This is a genomic window from Methylomonas sp. Uni0009, assembly GCF_054188105.3.
On sequence record NZ_JBTAFN010000001.1, the window covers coordinates 4,222,201 to 4,244,768 of the forward strand.

The following is a 22,568-nucleotide window of genomic DNA, read 5'->3' on the forward strand; positions in this document are numbered from 1 at the left end:
AGCCTTGTTTTACATTAACTGTTTGCGGTTGCAACTAGTATACTTTTCCTAGTATTTCCACTTTCACAGTAAATTCCATGGCGACTTGCCGCTTCGAAAAATCATTGATCGTCTTGCTGCTGATACTGTTTACGGTCGGCTTAAGCTATACGGATGCACTGTGGCGCTTTGATCGGTGGATTTATGATGCCCAACTAAAGCTGTTGGCTACACCGGCTTCAAAAGATATTGTCATTATCGAAATCGATCAAAAAAGCCTGCAAAAACTGGGGCGCTGGCCTTGGTCAAGAGATATTCACGCTCGCCTTCTTGAGACGCTAGCACCGGCTAAACCCAAGGCGATTGGGCTGGATTTTATTTTTTCCGAAGCGGATCGGCAACATCCTGAGTTGGACGCGCACTTAAGCCGTGCTCTAGCCAACAATGGACAGGTCGTACTGCCGGTAATTATCGAAAAAAACGATAACAAGATGGTGGAAACGCTGCCCTTGCCGGACTATGCCAAACATGCAGTCCTGGGGCACGCCAATGTCGATTTGGACAAAGACGGCATCAGTAGAAGCATTTTATTGCGATTGTCCTTGGGCGACTCGCAGTGGTCGGCGATGCCGCTGGCTATTTATGCGTTGAGCCATCCGGAGATACTTGCCGATTTACCGGGCTTACGGATCGAAACATCGCCAGAAAGCATACATGGCGATTATCGGGTCTGGTTGCCGTTCTTTGCGCCGGACAGTGATTTCATTAGGGTTTCTTATTTGGACGTATTATCGGGTAATGTGTCCGGACAATTATTCACCGATAAATACGTATTGGTCGGGCTCACCGCCAGCGGTATAGAACGTGACCTGCCGGCACCTCTGGCTATCGGAAGTCGGCCCATGAGCGGCGTGGATTTCGTCGCAGCCGGCTTGGATGGCCTGATTAAGCAAACGCTTTGGCAACCGCTGCCGGGCCATTGGCAATTTCTGTTAAGCCTGGTCATAGCCGGGATCGCCATCAAGATCAGCACCTGTTTTTCACTGCGCTGGCTGGCGCTGGCGGTTTCTATGCTGTCCATGGCAATTTTACTGTTTTGCTTAGTCTTACTGCATACCAGCCACTATTGGTTTGCACCGTCCGTGGCATTACTGGTGTTAATAATCAGCTATCCACTACGCAGCTGGCGGCATTTTGAGAAGCTGATCCAATCCTTATTCGCAGAACGAAAGCGCGCCTATATCACCTTAAACGCTATCGTCGATGGGGTAATCACCACCGATAACAAAGGCTCGATTGAATACATGAATGCCGCCGCTCTAGACATCATCGGCAGCAAACGTCCCAAGACTAGCAGTCAAAATATCGACGACATTTTTAGTTTGGAAATAGACGGCAAACCGCATCGAATCGCAGAATTGATACAACAAAGCGTCATCAATCAAGGACCGTTGAAAATCAGCAATACCCGCTTATCCATTTCCGACCATTATGCGATGAACGCGAATCTGACCATCGCTCCTTTGATAGGCAGTCGGGGCGCACTGATGGGCACTGTGTTGACCATCAACGATATTGGCGAGCGGATGCTCATGGCGAAAATGCTGCTGAAAAAAGCCGAAGAACAAACGGTAATGCGAGAATTGATTAACCGGACCGAACAAGTCAGCTTGGCCAAAAGCCAATTTCTGTCGCAAATGAGCCACGAATTACGCACCCCGCTAAATGCCATTATCGGTTTTGCGCAGCTGATGCAAATGGACGACCAGGAACATCCTTTGGCTGAAACTCACCTGGACTCGGTGAATGAAATACTCAAGGCCGGTCTGCACTTGCTCGGGCTGATTAACGAGCTTTTGGATCTGGCTAAAATCGAGTCCGGCAAAATCAGCGTGAATATCGGCAGCATCAATTTGGCGGAGCTGATCAAGGATTGCCAAACCCTGATCACACCCTTGGCGCAAAATAAAGGTCTGGCGTTGATTGTCGATAATTGCTTAACCGAGAACATTGAGTTGCAAGCAGACCCAAAACGCGCCAAACAAATTTTATTGAATTTTTTGTCCAACGCCGTGAAATACAATCGCCCCCACGGTTCCATCAACTTGAGCAGCAGACGGGTGGACGATAACCGGGTGAGAATTTCTATCACCGATACCGGCAACGGTCTGGCGGAGCAACAACAACAATTGTTATTCCAATCGTTTCAGCGCCTGGGTGCGGATAATACCGAAATAGAAGGCACCGGTATTGGATTGGCAATTACCAAACAACTGGCGGAATTGATGAACGGTACCGTCGGGGTTAGCAGCACACCGGGTGTGGGCAGCACTTTCTGGGTGGAATTGCTGATCCGTTAAAGCCGCTCAGACTTTTATCTAATGCAGGTAACCCTTCTATAAGCGCAGGTTTCCGATAGTGAGCTCGCGCCCGAAAGCCAGACCACGAACCGAATCCCACATAGCCACCAGGCTCCCGCCTTCGCCGGTGAGACAATATATAAAAGCGGCGTACGAATAGCCCTAAAACAAATAAGCTCTTGAATCTGACAACAATTAAATGCTGTCTATACTTACACGCTGAATTTCGATACCGCCCGCGCGGCTATTGATGTCCCAAAACACCGTTTGTAGAGGCCATTATGAAACGTCTTTTCGCCTGTTGTAGCCTGGGGTTAGCCCTTTGCATGCCGAATGCGGCATCGGCCGATGAAACAGTCATCGGCTACATCAAAACCATCAACGATCAAACGACTATTGACGAGAGTAGCGGCCCAATCAAAGCCAGCCTTGGTTCGCCAATTCATGTCGGCAACGTTATCAAAACCGACCAAAACGGCGCAGCCGGGGTAACACTGAAAGACAATACCATTTTGTCGATCGGCCCGAATACCGAATTCAAGATAGAAGCATATCAATTCGAACCACAACAGGACAAATTGCAATTAAACGCCAGCTTATTAAAAGGCACCCTGCACTATATTTCCGGCGTCATCGCCAAACTCAAACCGGAAGCGGTAACGGTAAAAACCCCCACCGGCGTGATTGCGGTAAGAGGCACACGTTTTTTAGTCAAAGTTGAAGATTAAACTGAGTATTTGCCATGACGACAATTTCCATACCCAAAACCTTAACATTCGCAGTCGCGCTGGCTTTAAGCGGTTGCGCCAAATCTTATTTGGTCTTACTGGAAGATCACGACGGCTCAACCGGAAAAGTGATTTTCAGCGGTGCCGGCAGCGAAACCGTGGTTGAACAAGCCGGTTTTGGTGCGGCTCTGGATAACTCTAAAACCGTATTCAAAGTAGAACAAGAGAAGATCAATAAGGACTTTGGCCGAGCCTTGGCGTCCGAGCCGGTATTACCGGAAACATTTTTATTGTATTTTGAAACTGGCGGCACCAAGCTGACTGCGGATTCTGCGGCCTTGATTCCGAAGATCATCGAAGCCGCCAGCAAACATCCGGCCGCCGATATTTCAGTGATAGGCCACACCGACACCGTGGGCGATGCCGGCAAAAACGAAAAGCTGGCTAATGAGCGCGCCGTTCAGGTCAGCAAGTTATTCGATGCCGGCAAAATGGATGTCAAAGAGGTCGCCGTGACATCGCACGGCGAAAAGAATTTGTTGATCAAGACCGGCGATGAAACGTCCGAACCGCGAAACCGTAGGGTAGAAGTGACGATCCGATAATTTTCTAACCCATCAAACCGCCAACTCGAAAGCTGGCGGTTTTTTGTATTTGCTTATTCGCTGGCCAGCACTTTTGCCAATTGCGCGGCAGGCACATAGCCGGGCAGGATATTACCTTTTTGCGTGACTATCATCGGTGTGCCGTTCATACCGAACGCTTCACCCAAGGCCATATGTTCATCCACTGGATTTTCGCAGGTTTTAGCGTCCAGATGTTCACCCTTCTTAGCAGTAGTTAGCGCTTTGTTTTTGTCGGCGGCACACCAGACTGAGACGGCCTTTTTATAGGAATCCGACCCTTTGCCGGCTCTAGGGAAAAACATATAGCGTATCGTAATACCCTGCGCCATGTATTGATCGATTTCAGAGTGCAACTTACGGCAATAACCGCAATCGATGTCGGTAAAGATAGACACGACATATTTGCTGTTTTCCGGTTTGAAAATAATCATTTTTTGTTCGCCGACTTTATCCAGCGAGGCTTTACGCACCTCAGCCAGCTTAGATTCGGTGATATTTTTCTTTGCTTCGGCGTCAAATAATTGCCCTTGCAGTAAATATTTACCGTCTTCGGATGAATAAAAGATATTGCCGCCCATAGACACTTCGTACAGACCTTTGACTTCCGATGGTTTCACCGAGTCAACCTGCCCACCCGGCATAAAGTTACTCAAGGCTTTTTTTATCGCAGCTTCGTCGGCAAATAATGCTGGACTAGTCAAAGCCAGTAGCGTCAGAGCCAGCGTGTGTGTGATTTTTTTCATGTAATTACCAGGGAAGATTAGAAATGAATGTGGTTGACCACAACGCGGCTGCTTTGTTCAGCGTTATTGAAATAATCTGCCTATATCCAGAAACATCGCCAGACCCATCAGCAGCATCAACAGCAACATGCCGGCCTGTTGAAAATACAGTTGTATTCTTTCCGGAATCGGGCTGCCTTTAACGGCCTCAACGGCGAAAAACAGCAAATGACCACCATCCAACACCGGGACAGGCAGCAAATTCAACACACCGAGACTGACGCTAACCAAGCCTAGAAACTTCAGAAACGCCGTAAATCCCATTTCAGCCGATTGACCGGCATATTGAGCAATGCTGATGGGGCCGCTCAAATTCTCGACGGAAGCCGAACCTACCACCATTTTTCCCATCATTTTTAATGTGGTCACCGCGTAAAACCAAACTCGCTTTCCGGCGACCGGAACCGCATCCCAGGGAGACAAGGCATGGGTCACCATCATGGAGTCCAGCAAGTCTTTCGGCGTATCCACACCGGCGCCGATTTTGCCGACAGCCTTGCCCTCACCCTGCTGTTCGCTACGCGGCGTTATGCTTAAGGATAATGGCGCGCCGCTACGCTCCAGCAATAACTTAATTTCAACATCCGGCCGGGCCTGCACATAATCTACCCATTGTTGCCAGTCGGTAATGGCGGTGCCGTCTGCGCTAATAATTAAATCGCCGCTTTGTAAACCGGCTTGTTTGGCGACACCATCGTCAAGCAGCTTGCCGATAACCGGTTTGATAGTGGGCACCCAGGGCTTCAGACCCAATCGCTTATGCAGCGTTTCCGGCGTTTGCACGTCTTGTTCCGTTAGGTGGATCAAACGTACCTGTTGACTATCGTCTATCGCTTTAGTCACTACGCTGATCTCGGTTTTGCCGTCAATCGCCGAGGTCAGCAAGGTGTCCAGAGCTTCTATCCAGGTAGGCGTGACGGTCTCATCGACGCTGATTATTTCGTCCCCTGCCGCAAAACCGGCCTGCTCGGCCAGAGATCCGGCCTCCACTCCACCGATAACCGGTCTAACGCCCGCTTCACCGATGACCAACACCAACCAAAATAAAACCACGGCCAGCAGTAAATTGGCAATCGGTCCGGCTGCGACGACGGCGGTTCGGGCTAATAGCGGCTGTCGGTTAAATGTGTAAGGTAAATCTTCCGCCTTAACGGCTTCTTCGCGTTCGTCGACCATTTTCACATAGCCGCCCAACGGAATGGCTGCGAGGACGAATTGAGTATCGGCCGAGCTTTTTTGCCAGCTGATTAACGGCTTGCCGAAACCGATGGAAAAACGGATAACTTTGATGCCAACCTTGCGTGCCGCCCAAAAATGGCCGTACTCATGAAACGCCACCAGTACCGCGATGGCGACGATGAAATAAAACAAGGTGTGCAAAGTATCCATCTAACTAGTGTTTGAGTTCGACAATCACTTTATTCGCAACGTCTCTGGCCTGCTGGTCGGCTGCCAAGACGTGTTCGAGCGTATCGGCGCAATCGGCAGTAAATTGGGCCATGCTTCGCTCTATGATGCGCGCAATATCGGTAAAGCGAACCTGCTCGTTCAAAAAGGCTTCCACGGCAATCTCATTGGCGGCGTTCAAAACGGTCGGCATGATGCCGCCGGCTTTGATAGCTTCGTAGGCCAGCCGCAAACACGGGAAACGTTGCAAATCAGGTTGTTCGAAATCCATGTGCTTGACTTCGAAAATATTCAGCGGCGCCACGCCGGAGTCAAAGCGCTCCGGCCAAGCCATGGCGTGCGCGATAGGTGTGCGCATGTCGGGGTTGCCCATTTGCGCTAACACAGAGCCGTCGACGTAATCGACCATGGAATGAATGATACTTTGCGGATGAATCACTACTTGGATCGCATCCGGATCCATGTTGAACAACAGGCAGGCCTCGATCAACTCCAAGCCTTTGTTCATCATCGTCGCCGAATCCACCGAAATTTTCCGGCCCATATCCCATTTCGGATGCGCGACCGCTTGTTCGGGGGTCACAGTATCCAAATCGGCAATTGGCGTTTGCCGAAACGGACCGCCGGATGCGGTCAACAAAATACGTCTGGCCTGTTTGGCAGTATGCCCGGTCGTATAGCCAGCCGGCATGCACTGAAATATTGCGTTGTGCTCGCTATCGATGGGCAGTAGCGTCGCGCCGTTTTCGGCGACGGCTTGCATAAAGATTTGCCCGGACATGACCAAAGCTTCCTTGTTAGCCAGCAATACCGTTTTGCCGGCTTTCGCAGCCGCCAAGGTTGGCAACAAACCGGCCGCGCCGACGATAGCGGCCATCACTGCGTCAACATTGTCCAAGGTTGCTACTTGCGTCAAGGCGTCCGCGCCGGCTAACACCTTAATATCGGCAAGAGGCGAACCGGCGATTTTGTCCTTGAATGCTTGAGCGTTATCCGGATTGGCGACTACCGCATACTCAGGACGATGGGCCAAACATTGTTCGTACAAGGCGTCGATATTACCGTTGGCGGTTAACGCTACCACTTTATATTGGTCGGGGTGGCGCGCAACCACATCTAAGGTGCTGACGCCAATCGAGCCGGTCGCTCCGAGTATGCAAAGACCTTTCATGCGTAAAACACCCTACCAATCAATAAAATCCCTGCATAGAAAAAAGGCGCGGCAGCAATGATGCTATCCACTCTGTCCAAAATGCCACCGTGACCGGGTAACAAGTTACCGCTGTCTTTAACACCTTTTTTGCGTTTTATCAGACTGAAAAACAAATCGCCGTAAATTGAGATCAACACGGTCATCACCGACAATATCAACATATCGGTCCACACCAATCCATTGAGGAAGCGCAACGTTCCGGAGTCAACATCTTCTGGCTGAGTCGCGGTAATCCAACCATAAATAGTAAAACCTATGCCGCAGACAGCCGCGGAAATTAAAGCACCATACATGCCTTGAATGGTTTTACCCGGACTTATTTCTGGCGCGAGTTTATCTTTACCCCAAGTTTTACCAGCAAAAAAGGCGGAAATATCCGCGGCCCAAATCAACAGCAAAAAGTAGATCACCATGCCAGGACCGTAATACGCTCTTAATTTGCTGAGAAACATCCAGGCAGAGAGCAATACCAACCAACCGCTGAAAGTCTTGAGCCGTGCCTTGAATTCGATATTCAACAACTGCGGACCGGCTTTTCTGATCAAAACCATTGTTAGCACCCAGAACAGCACAGGAGCGATAACAAACCACTCTAAAGCATCCGAATAGTCTTTGATTTCCGGCCATTCCATCGCCTCGCTAAGCAACTCCAGCAATACCGTCCAATAAGTAACGCCCAACATCGGCACAATTAAAAACAAGAGGAAAAGTATTTTGCGGATAAGCGTGTTTACGTCAGTCAAGGCCATCCATTCGAAGGCGGCGATCAGCGTAACCACAGCGATAAATAGGGAGAAATAAAGGGCTGGCAGCAGCATAACTGCCGTGATGACCACGGTAGCCAATACTAGCGCGGTTAAGATGCGTTTTAATAACATGTGTGTGGTTTTTTAATTATTATGGTTATAGAAAAAATCCCTAGAGAACTCTGTTATCGATGACTTGTTCGCCAGTGTGCCCAAAACGTCTTTGCCGGCCTTTGAAGCTGCCGATAGCTTTTTCCAATGCTTGCTGATCGAAATCCGGCCAAAGCGCATCGGTAAAATAAAATTCGGTATAGGCCAGTTGCCACAGCAGAAAGTTACTGATCCGTTCCTCTCCGCCGGAACGAATAAACAAATCAGGCTCGGGTAACTCAGCGGTCACCAGATATTGATTGACGAGCTGTTCTGAAATGGCTTTTTCGTCGATCTCGCCCGATTTCACCCCTGCTACGATTTGCCGCAAAGCTTGGGTGATGTCCCAACGTCCGCCGTAGTTGGCAGCAATCAGCAATGTCAATCCATCGTTTTGTGCGGTCTGCCCTTCGGCTGCGGCGATTTTTTCCCGCAGTTTTTCTGGAAACGCGCTTTTATCGCCGATGATTTTCAATCTGATGTTGTTTTTGTCGAGTTTATCGACCTCGGATTGCAGCGTGTTCATGAACAGTTCCATCAACAAACTCACTTCATCTTGCGGCCTGCGCCAGTTTTCGCTGCTGAAAGCGAACAATGACAGCACTTCAATGTTCTCTTTGGCACAATACTCGACGATCTTCCTGACCGCCTTCACACCAGCGTAATGCCCCATGATTCTGGGCATCAAGCGTTTTTGCGCCCAGCGGCCATTGCCATCCATGATGATGGCAATATGCCGTGGATTGCCGTTATTTATCGCCGGTTTATCGTTGTCAGCAGCAGTCATCACGCCTCTCGATTACATGGAAAGCAAATCGGCTTCTTTTTCTTCAAGATGCTTCTCTACTTCCTTGATGTATTGATCGGTGAGCTTCTGGATCTTTTCTTCGGCTTGACGCGCGTCGTCCTCAGAAATTAATTTTTCTTTCAAAGCATCTTTGATCGCGGCATTGGCATCGCGGCGAATATTACGAATCGCTACGCGGCCTTGTTCGGCTTCATTTTTGACGATTTTAACCAAATCGCGACGCCGCTCTTCGGTCAGCGCCGGCAAAGGCAGTCTGATGACGGTACCTTGAGTGGCGGGATTTAAGCCCAAGCCGGACGACATGATGGCTTTCTCGATAGCCTGGATCATGCTCTTTTCCCAAGGCACGACTTTCAAGGTGCGCGCGTCCTCGACAGAGACGTTGGCTACCTGCGACAAGGGCGATTCGTTACCGTAATACGTGACGCTGATTTGGTCCAGCAAGCTGGGATGCGCGCGCCCGGTTCTAATTTTGGTAAATGCTTTTTGTAGGGACTCGATGCTTTTTACCATACGGCTGGCGGCATCTTGTTGAATATCGCTGATCATTCTGTTAGTTCCTCTCGATTAGGGAGCCTATATCTTCACCGCGCATCAAGCGCATAATCGCTCCCGGCTCAAATACATTCATTACCCGCATGGGCAGATTGTTATCCCTACACAAAACCAAGGCCGTGGTGTCCATGACATTCAAACGTTGGTCGATGGCTTCGTCATAGGTCAAGCGGGGATAAAATACGGCGTCAGCCACCTTGTTCGGGTCCGCCGAATAAACGCCTTTGACTTTGGTCGCCTTAATCATCAACTCGGCGTCAATTTCAATAGCACGCAAACTGGCGGCGGTATCTGTAGTAAAAAACGGATTACCGGTACCGGCAGCGAAAATAGCCACTCTACCTTTTTCCAAATGTCTGACAGCCCGGCGACGGATGTAATCTTCGCACACCTGATTGATTTTCAGAGCAGTCATTACTCGGACGGGCTGCCCGAGATACTCCAGCGCGTCCTGCATCGCCAAGGCATTAATCACCGTAGCCAACATACCCATTTGGTCGCCGGTAACCCGATTCAGGCCTTCCGATGCTTTCTCGCCGCCGCGCAAAATATTACCGCCGCCAATCACCAAGCCGACCTGGATACCTGCATCGCACAAGTCTTTCACTTCTTGAGCCAAGCGTTGCACTATATCCGGATCGATACTGCCGCCGCGTTCGCTCGCCAGTGCTTCGCCGCTCAATTTAAGTAAAATTCTCTGACAAATCAATTGACTCATAATCAAATATCCACCGTAAACATGGGTTAAAAGCAACGAACTGATATAAATAAACCCGGCGAACCGGGTTTATTCCGAGGCGTTTAGCCTCTAACTTGTGCCATTACTTCGGCGGCAAAATCTTCTTCTTTTTTCTCAATGCCTTCGCCCACTTCGAAACGAGCAAAACGCACAACAGCATTGTCTTTGGATGCCAGCAATTTACCAACGGTAACGCTGTCGTCCTTGATGAAAGGTTGACCCAACAAAGTCACTTCCGCCAGGAATTTATTGATACGACCACCAATCATTTTTTCAACGATCTCGGCAGGCTTGCCACTTTCCAGTGCTTGCGCGGCAAAAATTTCTTTTTCCTTGGCGATGACATCGGCTGATACTTGATCATCCGATACATATTCAGGTTTAGCAGCGGCAACATGCATCGCCACGTCCTTACCCAAAGCGGGATCGTTTTTGCTTAACTCAACGATAACGCCAATTTTACTGCCGTGCAGGTAAGCCGCCTGACCACCTTCAGTGGTGGTGAATTTAACGAAACGGCGCACAGTAATGTTTTCGCCGATTTTAGCAATCAACGCACGACGGGTATCGTCAACGCTGACGCCGGTGCTCAGTACCATTGCTTGCAATTCTTCGTCGCTGTTGACATTGCTGGTCAACAAACTATTGACGACATCATTAGCAAAACCAATAAAATCATCGCCTTTGGCAACGAAATCGGTTTCGCAGTTCACGTCTACCATAACAACGGTTTTAGCGTCGTCGGAAACTTTAACACCTATGATGCCTTCCGCCGCGATACGGCCGGATTTTTTATCGGCTTTTGCCAAACCGGCTTTACGCATGTTTTCAATGGCCAGTTCCATATCGCCATTGGCTTCAACCAGGGCTTTCTTACACTCCATCATGCCTGAGCCGGTACGCTCACGCAATTCCTTGACCATCGCCGCACTAATACTCATCGTTTTTTCCTCAAATTTTATTAACTAAAAAAACGCCTCACAAAGGAGGCGTTTAAAAGACAGTCTGTTCTGAATACCAGATTCAGCGGCGCTCAACCACCTTGGCCGAGCGCGTTTAAAACTTACGCTTCCGTTACGACTTCTTCGACAAAATCGTCGGCTTTGGCTGAAGCATCCATACGCAAGGCTTTCGCTTCCAGCACGGAAGCCGAAGCACTTTGGCAATACAAAGTCACTGCGCGGATAGAATCGTCATTACCTGGGATAACGTAATCAATTTTTTCGGGCGAGTTATTGGAGTCAACCACGCCGACCACTGGAATGCCCAATTTTTTGGCTTCCATAATGGCATTTTTCTCATAACCTACGTCCAACACGAAGATAGCGTCAGGAGTGCCGCGCATATCTTTGATACCGCCCAAGCTACGCTCAAGCTTTTCCAATTCGCGCTCCATGCCCAAAGCTTCTTTTTTGCTGAAACGTTGGTACAAGGTGCCATCGGCTTTCATCGCTTCCAGTTCTTTCAAACGGTTGATGGATTTTTTGATGGTTTTGAAGTTGGTCAACATGCCGCCCAACCAACGATGGTTGACGTAGGGCATGCCACAACGTTTTGCTTCTTCGGCTACCACTTTACGCGCCGCTTTTTTGGTACCGACGAACAGGATGGTACCTTTGTTGGCGGTCATTTGGCCGAGGTAGTTCATCGCATCATTAAACAATGGAAGTGTTTGTTCCAAGTCGATGATATGAATTTTGTTACGCGCTCCAAACAAGTATGAAGCCATTTTTGGGTTCCAGTAACGGGTTTGATGTCCAAAGTGAACACCCGCTTCCAGCATTTGACGCATTGACACTGCTGCCATTTACTTCTCCTAATATTGCCGAAAATTCGGCGTTGGGTTACGCCTCCACTCGCCCCGATCAGTGACCGAAAATCTGCAATAGACTTTCAGCACCCCACCGACCGTGTCGACAAGTGTGAGTATTGGTTACATAGTGAACTTACCTTTATACCATGATTAGAATTTCACAACAACTTCAAGTCTGATAGACTCCTGTCGGCGCCTGCCTGCGAGAGCATCTTGAATTAAATAGCAAAACCAGGCCCGCACCCGCTTTTATCCTAATAATTAGCCACCTGCCGATGACTATTACCATAAAAACCGCTGAAGAAATCGACAAGATGCGCGTTGCCGGAAAACTGGCCGCCGAAGTACTTGAAATGATCGCCCCCTACGTCGTTGCCGGCATATCCACCGAAGAGCTTGACCAAATCTGCCACGACTACATCGTCGATGTGCAACAAGCCATTCCCGCGCCTTTAAATTATCGCGGCTTCCCTAAGTCGATTTGCACATCCATTAATCAACAGATTTGCCACGGTATTCCCAGCGAGAAAAAGCTAAAGAACGGCGACATCGTCAATATCGATATTACGGTGATAAAGGATGGTTATCACGGCGATACCAGCAAAATGTTTTGCATCGGCGAGGTCAGCCCACACGCCAAGCGCTTGGTGGACATCACCCGTGAATGCCTGTTTTTGGGCATAGCAGAAGTCAAACCCGGCGCCCGCCTGGGCGACATAGGCCACGCCATTCAAAAACATGCAGAAAGCAATCGCTACTCTATCGTGAGAGAGTTCTGCGGTCACGGCATCGGCAAAAAATTTCACGAAGATCCGCACGTGATGCATTTCGGCAAACGCGGTGAAGGCGAAATAATCGAGCCCGGCATGATTTTTACGATAGAGCCCATGCTCAATCAAGGCAAACGCCATATGAAGATCCTCGCCGACGGCTGGACGGCAGTGACCAAGGACCGCAGCTTGTCAGCACAATGGGAGCACACGATTTTGGTGACCGACACGGGCTACGAGATTTTGACGCTGAGACAGGAAGAACTGTGAGCCAAGCGCTGTTCACCGAAAACGATTTTCTCGACTGCTTTGCAGGCGAAAATCCGGTCGCCAAATTCAAAAATGCGATTAACGAAGAAAATGCGCAGTTAAAAATGCGCTTTAACCCGGACCAGGCGACCGTCGGCTTGCTGACCGAGAAAGCTCGCTTCATCGACAATCTATTGACCGCCTGCTGGCTACATTTCCTCGACGCAGCCGCCAGCCGCCATAGCCTAATTGCGACCGGCGGATATGGCAGAAGCGAATTGTTTCCCTACTCGGATATCGATATCTTGGTGCTGCTCGACGCCGCCAACCCGATAGACTATCAACAGCCGATATCCAGTTTTTGTAATTTTCTTTGGGACATTGGCTTAAAACCAGGACTCAGTACACGCTCTGTAGCAGAGTGCCTGGCGGTTGCCGCGGACGACCAAACCGTCTTTACCAATCTGCTGGAAATGCGCCTGATTACAGGCAACTCCGAACTATTTAGCGATCTAAAACACCAGATAAATTCTGAAACACTCTGGCCATCGGAACAATTTTTTCCAGCCAAAATGGCTGAACAGCAAAAGCGTTACAGTAAGTACCATGATACGGCTTACAACCTGGAGCCCAACATTAAGGAAGGCCCTGGTGGACTTCGCGACTTGCAGGTCATCAGCTGGGTATTCAAGCGCCATTACAACGCATCCTCTCTCCGCGAGTTGATCAAGTACGGTTTTTTACCGAAATCCGAATACGACAATCTTATTACCGCTCGCGACATCCTCTGGCGCCTGCGCTTTGCACTGCACAATCTGACCAACCGCTGCGAAGACCGATTGGTGTTCGATTACCAACGCGAGCTAGCCAGCCAGTTCGGTTACATCGATAAAAACGAACAACCCGACGTCGAGCAATTCATGCAGTTTTACTTCAAAACTGTCGTGGACATTGAACGCCTGAATGAAATGCTCTTGCAACTGCTGAACGAGAGACTGATCAGCAACAAGGAAAGCCTAACTCCCATCCCTATCACCGCCAATTTTTCATCGATTGACGGCTATCTGGAAGTCAGCCACAAAGACGTATTTCAAAAACAGCCACTGGCTTTGCTGGAAATTTTTTTAATCTTGCAACAATCGCCCTCTTTGAAGGGCATTCGCGCTAGCACCATCCGCTTGATTCGCAAAAACCTGCACCTGATCAATGCCGAATTCCGCACTAACAAACAGGCCAACCGCCTGTTTATGGATATTCTCAGACAGCCGCGCGGCATTACCAGCCAACTCAAGCGCATGAACCGATACGGTGTACTTGCCGCCTATTTGCCGGATTTCGCCAATATCGTGGCGCGCATGCAATACGACCTATTCCACATCTATACCGTGGACGAACACACATTGTTCGTTATCCGCAATTTGCGGCGCTTCTCGCTAGCCAAACACAATAAAGAATTGCCGTTTTGCAATAATATTTTTTTACTGATTTCAAAGCCTGACATTTTGTACATCGCCGCCATGTTTCACGACATAGCCAAAGGCAGAGGCGGAGATCATTCCACGCTCGGCGAAACCATCGCCAACAATTTTTGCCAGCAGCACGAATTATCAAGCCACGATACCAAGTTGATCACTTGGCTGGTTCGTCAGCACCTGTTGATGTCAATGACCGCACAACGCAAGGATATTAGCGACCCGGACGTGATCCACACCTTCGCCCAAGAAGTCGGCAGTATAGAGCGGCTAAATTATTTATATCTACTGACAGTGGCGGACATTCGCGCCACCAACCCTAGCTTATGGAATGCCTGGAAAGACGTATTGCTTAAAGACTTGTATATTTCTACCCACCAAGCCTTGCACCGCGGCCTGCAAAATCCGGTGGCCCGCTCGGAACGGGTACAGGAAAACAAAAAAGAAGCGGGCGACGAGCTTTTGAAACTGGGTATATCCAAAACCAATATCACGCAGTCGTGGCAGCATCTCAGCGACGACTATTTTCTGCGCTATTCTGCGGACGAAATCGCCTGGCACACCATCGCCATCGCGGCTTGCCAGGAAAGCGAACTGCCGTTGGTATTACTGCGCCCGCAAACCCAGCGCGGCAGTGCGGAGATTTTCGTTTACACCCGCAACGAAGCGCAGATTTTTTCGATTTCGACCGCGACTCTGGACCATTTGGGCCTGACAATTCTGGATGCCAGAATCATCACGACTGCCGATCAATACGTACTGAACAGTTTTCAGGTTTTGGAACAATCCGGCGAAGCCATTAACGACTTGTATCGCGAAGTACATATCTGCACCTCGCTACGCCAAGGCTTAATCGCCAAAAAAGTGAAAGCGTCAAAGAATATCCACAAGCAGTCCCGCCAGGCCCGACACTTTCCGATAGAAACCAGCATCACCTTTCTGGAAGATCCGTCGCATAAACACACCGTCATCGAATTAGTGACGACGGACCGCGCCGGCTTGCTATCGACCATAGGTAAGGCGTTTACGGAGCTGGATATTCAACTGCACGACGCAAAAATCACCACGATAGGCAGTCGCGCGGAAGACATGTTCTACATCAGCGACCAGCAGTCGCTACCGATCAGCAATGAAGATAAGAAGGCCCAGATACGCACTACGATGTTGAGATATTTGAGCCTGAAAGGTTAGAGACGCTATCTTGCCAACAGGCGCTCACCGCGCGCCAATTTCGGCAGACGACCTTCCAACCCCATCGCCGCTTTCATAGCTTTATTGCGCGCTGGGGTGATGCGCTGCGCCAACCCCAGCCCAAGATTTCTTAACAGCTTGATAGGCAAAATATCGTTACTAAACGATTTATAAAACACATCCATCAGGGTCATCATTTTCAGATTTTCGTTGCGGCGCATCGCTTCGTAACGTTCTAACACCGCCAGATCAGCAATGTCTTTACCGCGTTTTCGGGCATCTACCAGAATCTCCGCCAACGCCGCAGCGTCCAGCAAGCCGATATTAACACCCTGCCCGGCCAATGGGTTAATCATGTGCGCCGCATCGCCCACCAAAGCCACACCTTGTTTCACATAGCGTTGCGCATGCTGCCGCTTCAGCGGGAAGCTCGCCACACCTAACACCTGCTTGACCTCACCCAGGCAATCAGGGAAAGCCGCTACCAGCTCATCCCGCAATTGCTCGTAAGACAAGGCCTGTAAACGCCGGACTTCATCGGGGGATTGATACCAAACAATGGAAGCATAATTGCCTGTCAACGGTAAAAATGCTTGCGGGCCACTGGACACAAAACGTTGCCAGGTGATGTCCTGTTGCGGATAGCCCGTTTCTATGTAAATCACCAAAGCGTGCTGATTGTAATCCCAGCTGGTCACACCCAAGCCTACCGCCTGCCTGACTCGCGACTGCCCGCCGTCCGCCGCAACCAGCAACTTTGCTTGAAGCACGCGACCATCCGCCAATACCAACTCCGATTCGTGGCCGTCGTAATTTATCTTGGTGATGGTTTGCGGCATCAGTAATTCAATATTCTCAAAACTTGGCAGTCTATCCAGTAATGCCAGCTGGGTGATGCGATTTTCGACGATATAGCCCAGCTCGGGATAGCGAATGTCATCGCTGTTAAACGTGGTATCGCCGGCCGTTTCCCAAACCCGCATGCGTTTGAACGGGCAATAACGGCGTGACGTCACGCCTTCCCAAGCGCCGACGGCTTCCAGAATGTTCTTCGAGGCAATACTTAAGGCTGAAACTCTTAAATCATGCGGCTGCTCGCTGGAAAAAGCTTCTGAAACCTGCGCTTCTATCACAGCTACTTTTAACTCGCTACCACCCAGACAACAAGCCACGGCGGCACCCACCATCCCTCCGCCGACGATCACCACATCAAATTGTTCTTTCATATTTCTTCACAAAGTTTTAAAACTAGAGACCAGACGAGAGAACGACGCCGCCATTGGCTTTACGGAATGACAGAGGCCGCCCCACATGGTAGAATTACAAAGTTTCGCCAACTGAAATTCCGAAGTTAATCAGGGATTCTCGCCGCATGGGACGACTCTAACACGCAGCAGGCAGAAAAACCATAAACGGCACTACCGGTAAGGAAAATACCGGCTAGCGCATTTATTCAGTATGAGAGGATCTGGATAGCAATGATTAAAAACGCCCAGAAAATTAACGCAATACACATGCTTTACGACGCTGATCTTTCCCAGGACAGCTGCGGTGTTGGATTTATCACCCGCAAAGACAGCAAACAGACTCACGAGCTCCTAGTCAAGTCACACGAAGCCTTGTGTACTATTCCTCATCGCGGCGGCATGAGCGCGGAAGGTATAGGCGACGGCGCCGGCGTTAATATCGATTTGTCTCTGAAGTTTTTCCGTAAGGCCACAGGGAATGCGGACCTGGAACTGGGGCAATTTGGCGTAGCCAACTTTTTCTTCCCGGAAGATCACGCGCATTACGATTCCGAAGCACAAAAACTGGTCGAAGAACAATTTCTGGAATTCGATCTACCGATTATCAAATGGCGGGAAGTGCCGGTTGACAGTTCTGTGTTGAATGCCGCAGCGTTGCGCGCGCAATTACCGATCAAACAGGTCATTTTCGGTCGACCAAAATCCCTCAAAGATGCCAGTCACGAGGCTTTTGAAAGGCATATTCAATCTGCGCTGCTGACTATTGAAGCCCATGGCTTTACTCGCCCGGAACTGAATGGCTTTTACCCGTTATCCATGAGTTCCCGCACCCAAGTTTACAAAGGCCGCCTGAACTCGTTTGAAGTCATCCCCTACTTTGTCGATTTGTACGACGCGGACCACGAAATCAGTACGCTGTTTTTCCATACCCGTTTTTCCACTAATACCGCACCGGCGACGATGATGGCGCAGCCTTTTCGGTATATGGCACACAACGGCGAGCTGAACACCGACAAGAAAAACCGCCTGAGCGAAAACGCTATTGCTCGGCAAAACAACAAACATGTGGTGTTTCCTTGCGGCCAATCCGATTCCGGCCGCCTGGATCAAACCCTGACCCGCCGCATCAACGAAGATCAACTGGACATTGTCACCGCTATTTTGGCGATGATGCCACCGGCTTGGGAAAACGATAGCACCCTATCGGAAGATGTACGCGCGATGCTGGAATATTTCAGCCTGTACGAAGAGAAAAACGACGGCCCGGCCGCGTTAATCTTCAATGACGGCATTCGCGTCGGTGCGCGCCTGGACCGCCTGGGCTTAAGACCATTGCGCTCGGTCGAAACCGCAGAGTATCTGGCGGTGATGTCCGAAGCGGGCCAGATCGATTTTCCACCGGAAAAAGTACTCAAACGTGGCCGCATCGAAGCTGGCGGCATGCTGTATTTCGACCATAGCACCGGTGAATCTTACAACAGCCATCAAGTGATGGAACGTTTGGCTAAGGAAAGAGACTACAAAGCGCTGCTGAAACAAAGCTGCGTTCATATCAGCGAATTGCCCAAAGTAGAGCTTTCGGAACTCAGTAACGAGCATGAACTGAATATCGACCAACGTCACACAGCTTATTCGCTGAATCAGGAAAGCTTTAAATTTTTGCTGGACCCCATCCTGCAAACCGGCTTGGAAAAAGTCTCCGCGATGGGTTACGGCCTGACGCCGAACGCTTTGAGCGCATCTGAAGGCGGTATGTCGCGTTACTTCAGCCAACGCTTTGCGCAAGTGACCAATCCGCCGCTGGACTCCCTGCGCGAACGCGACGGCATGACTTTGCGCGTGGCACTGGGCGCCAAACCCACTTTTGCGCCGCAAAGCAGCAAACAGCTGATGATCGAATCGCCGATTCTGCAACGCACCCAACTGGAGCAGATTCGCAGACAAAGCCAGGTAAAAACCGCGACTATTGAGGCGCTATACACTCCAAACTTTGAAAACGCCGTGCAAAACGAACTGGCTTTAGAACAAGCCTTGCAAGCGGTATGCATACAAGTCGAACAAGCTGCGCGCGACAATACCGGCATTATCATTTTAAGCGATGCCAACATCAGCAAAGCCCAGGCGGCTCTCCCGGCGCTGCTCGCCATTGCCGCGGCCAACCAGCATCTGGTCAAACATGGTCTGCGCTTTAACAGTTCGTTGATCATGGAAACCGGCCAGGCAGCCAGCCCACACGACGTTGCCACCATACTGGGCTTCGGCGCTTCCGCGATCTGCCCGCTCAGCGTGCATAACCGGGTAATTACCGAATACGCCGATTCTGCAGCACAGCAAAAAGCGCTGTACAGCTTTCAAAAAGGCGTCGAAAAATCGCTGATGAAAACCATGGGCAAATTCGGCTTGTGTACAGCGGAAAGCTATATTGGCGGGGAGTTTTTCGAATCCAACTATCTGGATACCGACGAACCAAAGCTGAAACCGTATTTCCCCAACATCAATGCCTCGGTGGGCGGTGTTCGCTACAGTGACATCGCCGCCAGCGCAACGGAATGGCACCATAAGGCGCTATCCGTAACCAGCGAAAGCGACATTCCATTCCTTGGATTATTCAAAGAGCGGAATGAAGGCGCCGGCCACACGTTTGGCAATACGGCGGTGCGTGAATATATCAACATGACCGATGAAGCGATCATGTACATAGCACCACAACAAGCGCCGGAAGCCAGCGATACGGCGTATTTAGATTTTGGCTATGAGAAACGCACACCCGAGCAAATCGACGCTTTCGGCATTACCCCGGCTTATCGCAGCTTTACCCACAATCTGGCTCAGGAACGCGCGAACCGTCCCGCTGCTTTGCGCGATGTGATGGAGTTCCCAGCCGATGTCAGCGCCGCTAACAGCAAAGCCGATTTTGATCGTCTGCTGGGCAGCCAAGATTTGCACGGTAACAACAACTACCTGATCCGCGGCTTACAGGTCGAGAAAAGCAACGGTGTGGTCTTCAGCATTCGGTTTACCGAGAACTCAAGCAAAGCGCGTCTGGAACAACTAGCAGAACATCTGAAAGCTCGTTTTGCCGGCAACGATTTTGGTTTAAACCTGGAAAACGACAGTATCAGTCTGCGGGCGAACGACAGCGACAGCCTGATTTACCATTATTTGAGCAACGTGCGCCCTGCCCGCTCGCGGATAGCACTGGATCAGGTGCAACCAGCCCATGAAATAACCCCGACTTTCGCGTCCGGCGCGATGAGTCACGGCGCACTGCTGGCCGAAGCCCACGAAGCCGTGGCGCAAGGCACCAACATTGCCGGCGGCATGAGTAACTCCGGCGAAGGTGGTGAACACTCCAGCCGCTTTGGCACGATTCGCTCCAGTAAAATCAAACAGTTCGCGTCCGGCCGCTTCGGCGTCTGGGCCGGCTATCTGGCCGATCCGAATCTGGAAGAAATTGAAATTAAAATCGGCCAAGGCGCCAAGCCCGGCGAAGGCGGCCAATTGCCTGCACCGAAAGTATCAGTGGAAATCGCTGCATTACGTGGCGGCACACCCAAAGTAGAACTGGTCAGCCCACCACCGCATCACGACACTTATTCCATCGAAGACCTGGGCCAATTGATCCACGATGCCAAAGCCGCGCGCGTTCGCGTGGTGGTCAAGCTGGTATCTTCGGAAGGTATCGGCACCATCGCGGTCGGTGTCGCCAAGGCCGGTGCCGATGTGATTAACGTGGCCGGCAACACCGGCGGCACCGGCGCGGCGGCGGTGACCAGCTTGAAAAATACCGGCCGCTCACCGGAAATTGGCATCGCCGAAGTGCATCAAGCACTGGCGGCCAACGGTTTGCGCGATAAAGTGATTATACGGTGCAGCGCGGCCCACCAGAACGGTGCCGACGTCGTCAAATCCGCTATTTTAGGTGGCGATTCCTTTGAATTCGGCACCACCGCCTTGATGATGCTGCGCTGCGTGATGGCGAAAAACTGCAACATCCGCTGCCCCGCCGGTTTGACCACTGCCCACGAGGAATTCAAAGGCGACCCGCGCGTGTTGGCACAGTTCTTTATGAACCTGGCCCACGAAGTGCGCGAAATCCTGGCTGACTTAGGCTACACCAGTTTGCAGGAAATTCGCGGCAAAACCGAGTTGCTGCATTTGATCGATCATCCGAGCATGGTCGGCCAAATCCACCTGCAAAAACTGCTGGCGGAAGTACCGGTTGTCAAAATTGAGAAACCGATTTATCTGGAAAAAGATTTCGCCATCGACGATTTGATCTTTGCCCGCGTTAAATCGGCCTTGTTCGAAAAAGGTCAAAAGCAAGTGCTTGTCGAAGGCGACGAATTCAAACTGAACAACCGTAACAAAACCGTCGGCGGTCAAACCGCAGTCGATCTGGAACGCTTGTTGGCTTATGAACTCAGCCCTGAGCAAGTCGCTAAATCGAACATCATCTATACCAACCAACATGGTCGCCGCTATTTAGCCGACGATACAATTATCGTTCGCACCCATGGCTCGGCGGGCCAAAGTTATGCCGCGTTCAACAACGACGGCATGCGCATGGAACACACCGGCACTTGCAACGACGGTGTCGGAAAAACCGCTTGCGGCGGCACCATCGTGATTAAATCACCCGGTGGCGGCTCCCAGTTACCCGGCGAGAACGTGTTGATCGGTAACTTCGCGCTGTTCGGCGCTTCCGGCGGCAAAACCTTTATCAATGGCGAAGCCGGCGACCGGTTTGCCGTGCGTAACTCCGGCGCGATGGCGGTTGTCGAAGGCGTCGGTGATTTTGCCTGCGAATACATGATTAACGGCGCGGTATTGAATCTGGGCGGCTTTGGTAAAGGCTTCTGCACCGGCATGTCTGGCGGCAACGCCTACCAATACGATCCAGACAATCGTTTAAATGATCTGTATGACGATACCTCGGTATCCATACACAGTTTGACCGATGACAACGACCTAGCAAGCAGCCATGAGCAATTTATTTTGTACATGCTGGAACAACATGTTGAACATACCGACTCGGAAAAAGCCAAGGCTATCCTGGCTAATTGGGCCAACGAGCGTCGGCACTTCAAATTTGCCTTGCCGCTCTGGTTAAATCGCACGCAAACGGCGGAATACCTAAGCAAAGCGCTGGATCGCAAAGCGATGATCGAAGAGCTGTCGGTGGCATTTGCGCAAAAACAAATCGAGCAAATCAAACAGGCTTACAAACACAATACACCATTGTTCGATGGCGCCATTCCCGGTTACGGCGAAACCGACACCGATCTGACCTTGAAATTGATCAACAGCTATGCGGTGATCGATAAAGCCCAGCAAATTGCCCGCGATCAGTTAACTAAAGCCGGCCAACCGGCTACTGAAGCCTTAGTTGATAAGCATGCCTACAAACTCGTGATGGAACGTCCGCGCAAGCTGCAAGATGCGCTGATTAAAAATATCCGCGAAGCTTACAGCCAATACGATGATGGTCAGTTAGCCTCGTTGATGGCGGAAAAACGCCTGAACGACTACAAAACCACGCTGATGCTGCGCGACGTGCAAAGCATTTACTCGATAGGCTCCACGGCCTGGATCATCGAACAAGATAGATTCAACCGTTTAGCGTTGGCCGGCCTGCCGTCTATCGATAAAAATCTGGCGAGCTTGGAAAGCCTGTCTATTGTGAAAGACATGCTGGAAAGCGAGTCTGCCTGAGCTGAGGGAGGGTGCTTC

The 22,568-nt window shown here is 50.5% G+C and carries 16 protein-coding genes; 6 read left to right on the plus strand and 10 right to left on the minus strand.

Annotated elements, in window-relative coordinates:
* The first annotated feature begins 77 nt into the window (after positions 1 to 77).
* The 3 genes from ACWAU0_RS19560 to ACWAU0_RS19570 all read left to right on the plus strand — a co-directional run bounded on the left by ACWAU0_RS19560 (position 78) and on the right by ACWAU0_RS19570 (position 3,672).
* Positions 78 to 2,339: a CHASE2 domain-containing protein gene (locus ACWAU0_RS19560; RefSeq protein WP_458137631.1), complete on the plus strand. Its 2,262-nt coding sequence runs from the start codon at positions 78 to 80 to the stop codon at positions 2,337 to 2,339.
* 281 nt (positions 2,340 to 2,620) lie between these two features.
* Entirely contained in the window at positions 2,621 to 3,067 is a 447-nt protein-coding gene (locus tag ACWAU0_RS19565) for a FecR family protein (RefSeq protein ID WP_225892855.1), read from the plus strand.
* A gap of 14 nt (positions 3,068 to 3,081) precedes the next feature.
* Positions 3,082 to 3,672, plus strand: a complete 591-nt coding sequence (locus ACWAU0_RS19570) for an OmpA family protein (RefSeq protein WP_051670395.1) — start codon at positions 3,082 to 3,084, stop codon at positions 3,670 to 3,672.
* Between the two features lie 53 nt (positions 3,673 to 3,725).
* Here the strand turns inward: ACWAU0_RS19570 and ACWAU0_RS19575 are convergent, their stop codons facing one another.
* The 9 genes from ACWAU0_RS19575 to rpsB form a co-directional block, all read right to left on the minus strand.
* Entirely contained in the window at positions 3,726 to 4,436 is a 711-nt protein-coding gene (locus ACWAU0_RS19575; protein ID WP_458137632.1) for a DsbC family protein, read from the minus strand.
* A 63-nt stretch (positions 4,437 to 4,499) separates the two neighbouring features.
* A complete protein-coding gene (rseP, locus tag ACWAU0_RS19580) occupies positions 4,500 to 5,864 on the minus strand; it encodes an RIP metalloprotease RseP (RefSeq protein WP_458137633.1) in 1,365 nt (454 codons plus the stop codon).
* 4 nt (positions 5,865 to 5,868) lie between these two features.
* A complete protein-coding gene (gene ispC, locus ACWAU0_RS19585; RefSeq protein ID WP_458137634.1) occupies positions 5,869 to 7,053 on the minus strand; it encodes a 1-deoxy-D-xylulose-5-phosphate reductoisomerase in 1,185 nt (394 codons plus the stop codon).
* Positions 7,050 to 7,973: a phosphatidate cytidylyltransferase gene (locus ACWAU0_RS19590; RefSeq protein ID WP_033158770.1), complete on the minus strand. Its 924-nt coding sequence runs from the start codon at positions 7,971 to 7,973 to the stop codon at positions 7,050 to 7,052. The genes ispC and ACWAU0_RS19590 overlap by 4 nt, the downstream gene beginning before the upstream one ends.
* 40 nt (positions 7,974 to 8,013) lie before the next feature.
* Positions 8,014 to 8,778, minus strand: coding sequence for an undecaprenyl pyrophosphate synthase (gene uppS, locus ACWAU0_RS19595; RefSeq protein WP_415878344.1), 765 nt, complete (start codon positions 8,776 to 8,778; stop codon positions 8,014 to 8,016).
* A 12-nt stretch (positions 8,779 to 8,790) separates the two neighbouring features.
* The gene (frr, locus tag ACWAU0_RS19600; protein ID WP_020481855.1) at positions 8,791 to 9,348 is read right to left on the minus strand and encodes a ribosome recycling factor; all 558 of its coding nucleotides are present in this window, start codon (positions 9,346 to 9,348) and stop codon (positions 8,791 to 8,793) included.
* 4 nt (positions 9,349 to 9,352) lie between these two features.
* Positions 9,353 to 10,072, minus strand: a complete 720-nt coding sequence (pyrH, locus tag ACWAU0_RS19605) for a UMP kinase (RefSeq protein WP_020481856.1) — start codon at positions 10,070 to 10,072, stop codon at positions 9,353 to 9,355.
* An 83-nt stretch (positions 10,073 to 10,155) separates the two neighbouring features.
* Complete coding sequence (gene tsf / locus ACWAU0_RS19610) at positions 10,156 to 11,034, minus strand: translation elongation factor Ts (RefSeq protein WP_415878345.1); 879 nt, start codon at positions 11,032 to 11,034, stop codon at positions 10,156 to 10,158.
* A gap of 122 nt (positions 11,035 to 11,156) precedes the next feature.
* A complete protein-coding gene (rpsB, locus tag ACWAU0_RS19615) occupies positions 11,157 to 11,900 on the minus strand; it encodes a 30S ribosomal protein S2 (protein ID WP_020481858.1) in 744 nt (247 codons plus the stop codon).
* A 281-nt stretch (positions 11,901 to 12,181) separates the two neighbouring features.
* Here rpsB and map point away from each other — a divergent pair, with 281 nt between their 5' ends.
* Both map and glnD read left to right on the plus strand, forming a co-directional pair.
* On the plus strand, positions 12,182 to 12,946 hold the full coding sequence (gene map / locus ACWAU0_RS19620; RefSeq protein WP_033158773.1) for a type I methionyl aminopeptidase: 765 nt from the start codon (positions 12,182 to 12,184) through the stop codon (positions 12,944 to 12,946).
* Complete coding sequence (gene glnD / locus ACWAU0_RS19625; RefSeq protein ID WP_458137635.1) at positions 12,943 to 15,588, plus strand: [protein-PII] uridylyltransferase; 2,646 nt, start codon at positions 12,943 to 12,945, stop codon at positions 15,586 to 15,588. The genes map and glnD overlap by 4 nt, the downstream gene beginning before the upstream one ends.
* A gap of 5 nt (positions 15,589 to 15,593) precedes the next feature.
* Here glnD and ACWAU0_RS19630 read toward each other — a convergent pair whose 3' ends face one another.
* Positions 15,594 to 16,814: a UbiH/UbiF/VisC/COQ6 family ubiquinone biosynthesis hydroxylase gene (locus ACWAU0_RS19630; RefSeq protein ID WP_458137636.1), complete on the minus strand. Its 1,221-nt coding sequence runs from the start codon at positions 16,812 to 16,814 to the stop codon at positions 15,594 to 15,596.
* A 252-nt stretch (positions 16,815 to 17,066) separates the two neighbouring features.
* On the opposite strand from ACWAU0_RS19630, the gene ACWAU0_RS19635 reads away from it, so the two are divergent.
* Entirely contained in the window at positions 17,067 to 22,550 is a 5,484-nt protein-coding gene (locus tag ACWAU0_RS19635) for a glutamate synthase-related protein (protein WP_458137637.1), read from the plus strand.
* The last annotated feature ends 18 nt before the right edge of the window (positions 22,551 to 22,568 follow it).

Bases quoted from the DNA above. Each gene is read 5' to 3' on its own strand.
- uppS (WP_415878344.1), bottom strand. From the start codon at position 8,778: ATGACTGCTGCTGACAACGATAAACCGGCGATAAATAACGGCAATCCA.
- map (WP_033158773.1), top strand. From the start codon at position 12,182: ATGACTATTACCATAAAAACCGCTGAAGAAATCGACAAGATGCGCGTT.
- rseP (WP_458137633.1), bottom strand. From the start codon at position 5,864: ATGGATACTTTGCACACCTTGTTTTATTTCATCGTCGCCATCGCGGTA.
- ACWAU0_RS19565 (WP_225892855.1), top strand. From the start codon at position 2,621: ATGAAACGTCTTTTCGCCTGTTGTAGCCTGGGGTTAGCCCTTTGCATG.
- pyrH (WP_020481856.1), bottom strand. From the start codon at position 10,072: ATGAGTCAATTGATTTGTCAGAGAATTTTACTTAAATTGAGCGGCGAA.
- ACWAU0_RS19560 (WP_458137631.1), top strand. From the start codon at position 78: ATGGCGACTTGCCGCTTCGAAAAATCATTGATCGTCTTGCTGCTGATA.
- frr (WP_020481855.1), bottom strand. From the start codon at position 9,348: ATGATCAGCGATATTCAACAAGATGCCGCCAGCCGTATGGTAAAAAGC.
- ACWAU0_RS19570 (WP_051670395.1), top strand. From the start codon at position 3,082: ATGACGACAATTTCCATACCCAAAACCTTAACATTCGCAGTCGCGCTG.
- ACWAU0_RS19590 (WP_033158770.1), bottom strand. From the start codon at position 7,973: ATGTTATTAAAACGCATCTTAACCGCGCTAGTATTGGCTACCGTGGTC.
- ACWAU0_RS19630 (WP_458137636.1), bottom strand. From the start codon at position 16,814: ATGAAAGAACAATTTGATGTGGTGATCGTCGGCGGAGGGATGGTGGGT.
- tsf (WP_415878345.1), bottom strand. From the start codon at position 11,034: ATGAGTATTAGTGCGGCGATGGTCAAGGAATTGCGTGAGCGTACCGGC.
- ispC (WP_458137634.1), bottom strand. From the start codon at position 7,053: ATGAAAGGTCTTTGCATACTCGGAGCGACCGGCTCGATTGGCGTCAGC.
- ACWAU0_RS19575 (WP_458137632.1), bottom strand. From the start codon at position 4,436: ATGAAAAAAATCACACACACGCTGGCTCTGACGCTACTGGCTTTGACT.
- ACWAU0_RS19635 (WP_458137637.1), top strand. From the start codon at position 17,067: ATGATTAAAAACGCCCAGAAAATTAACGCAATACACATGCTTTACGAC.
- rpsB (WP_020481858.1), bottom strand. From the start codon at position 11,900: ATGGCAGCAGTGTCAATGCGTCAAATGCTGGAAGCGGGTGTTCACTTT.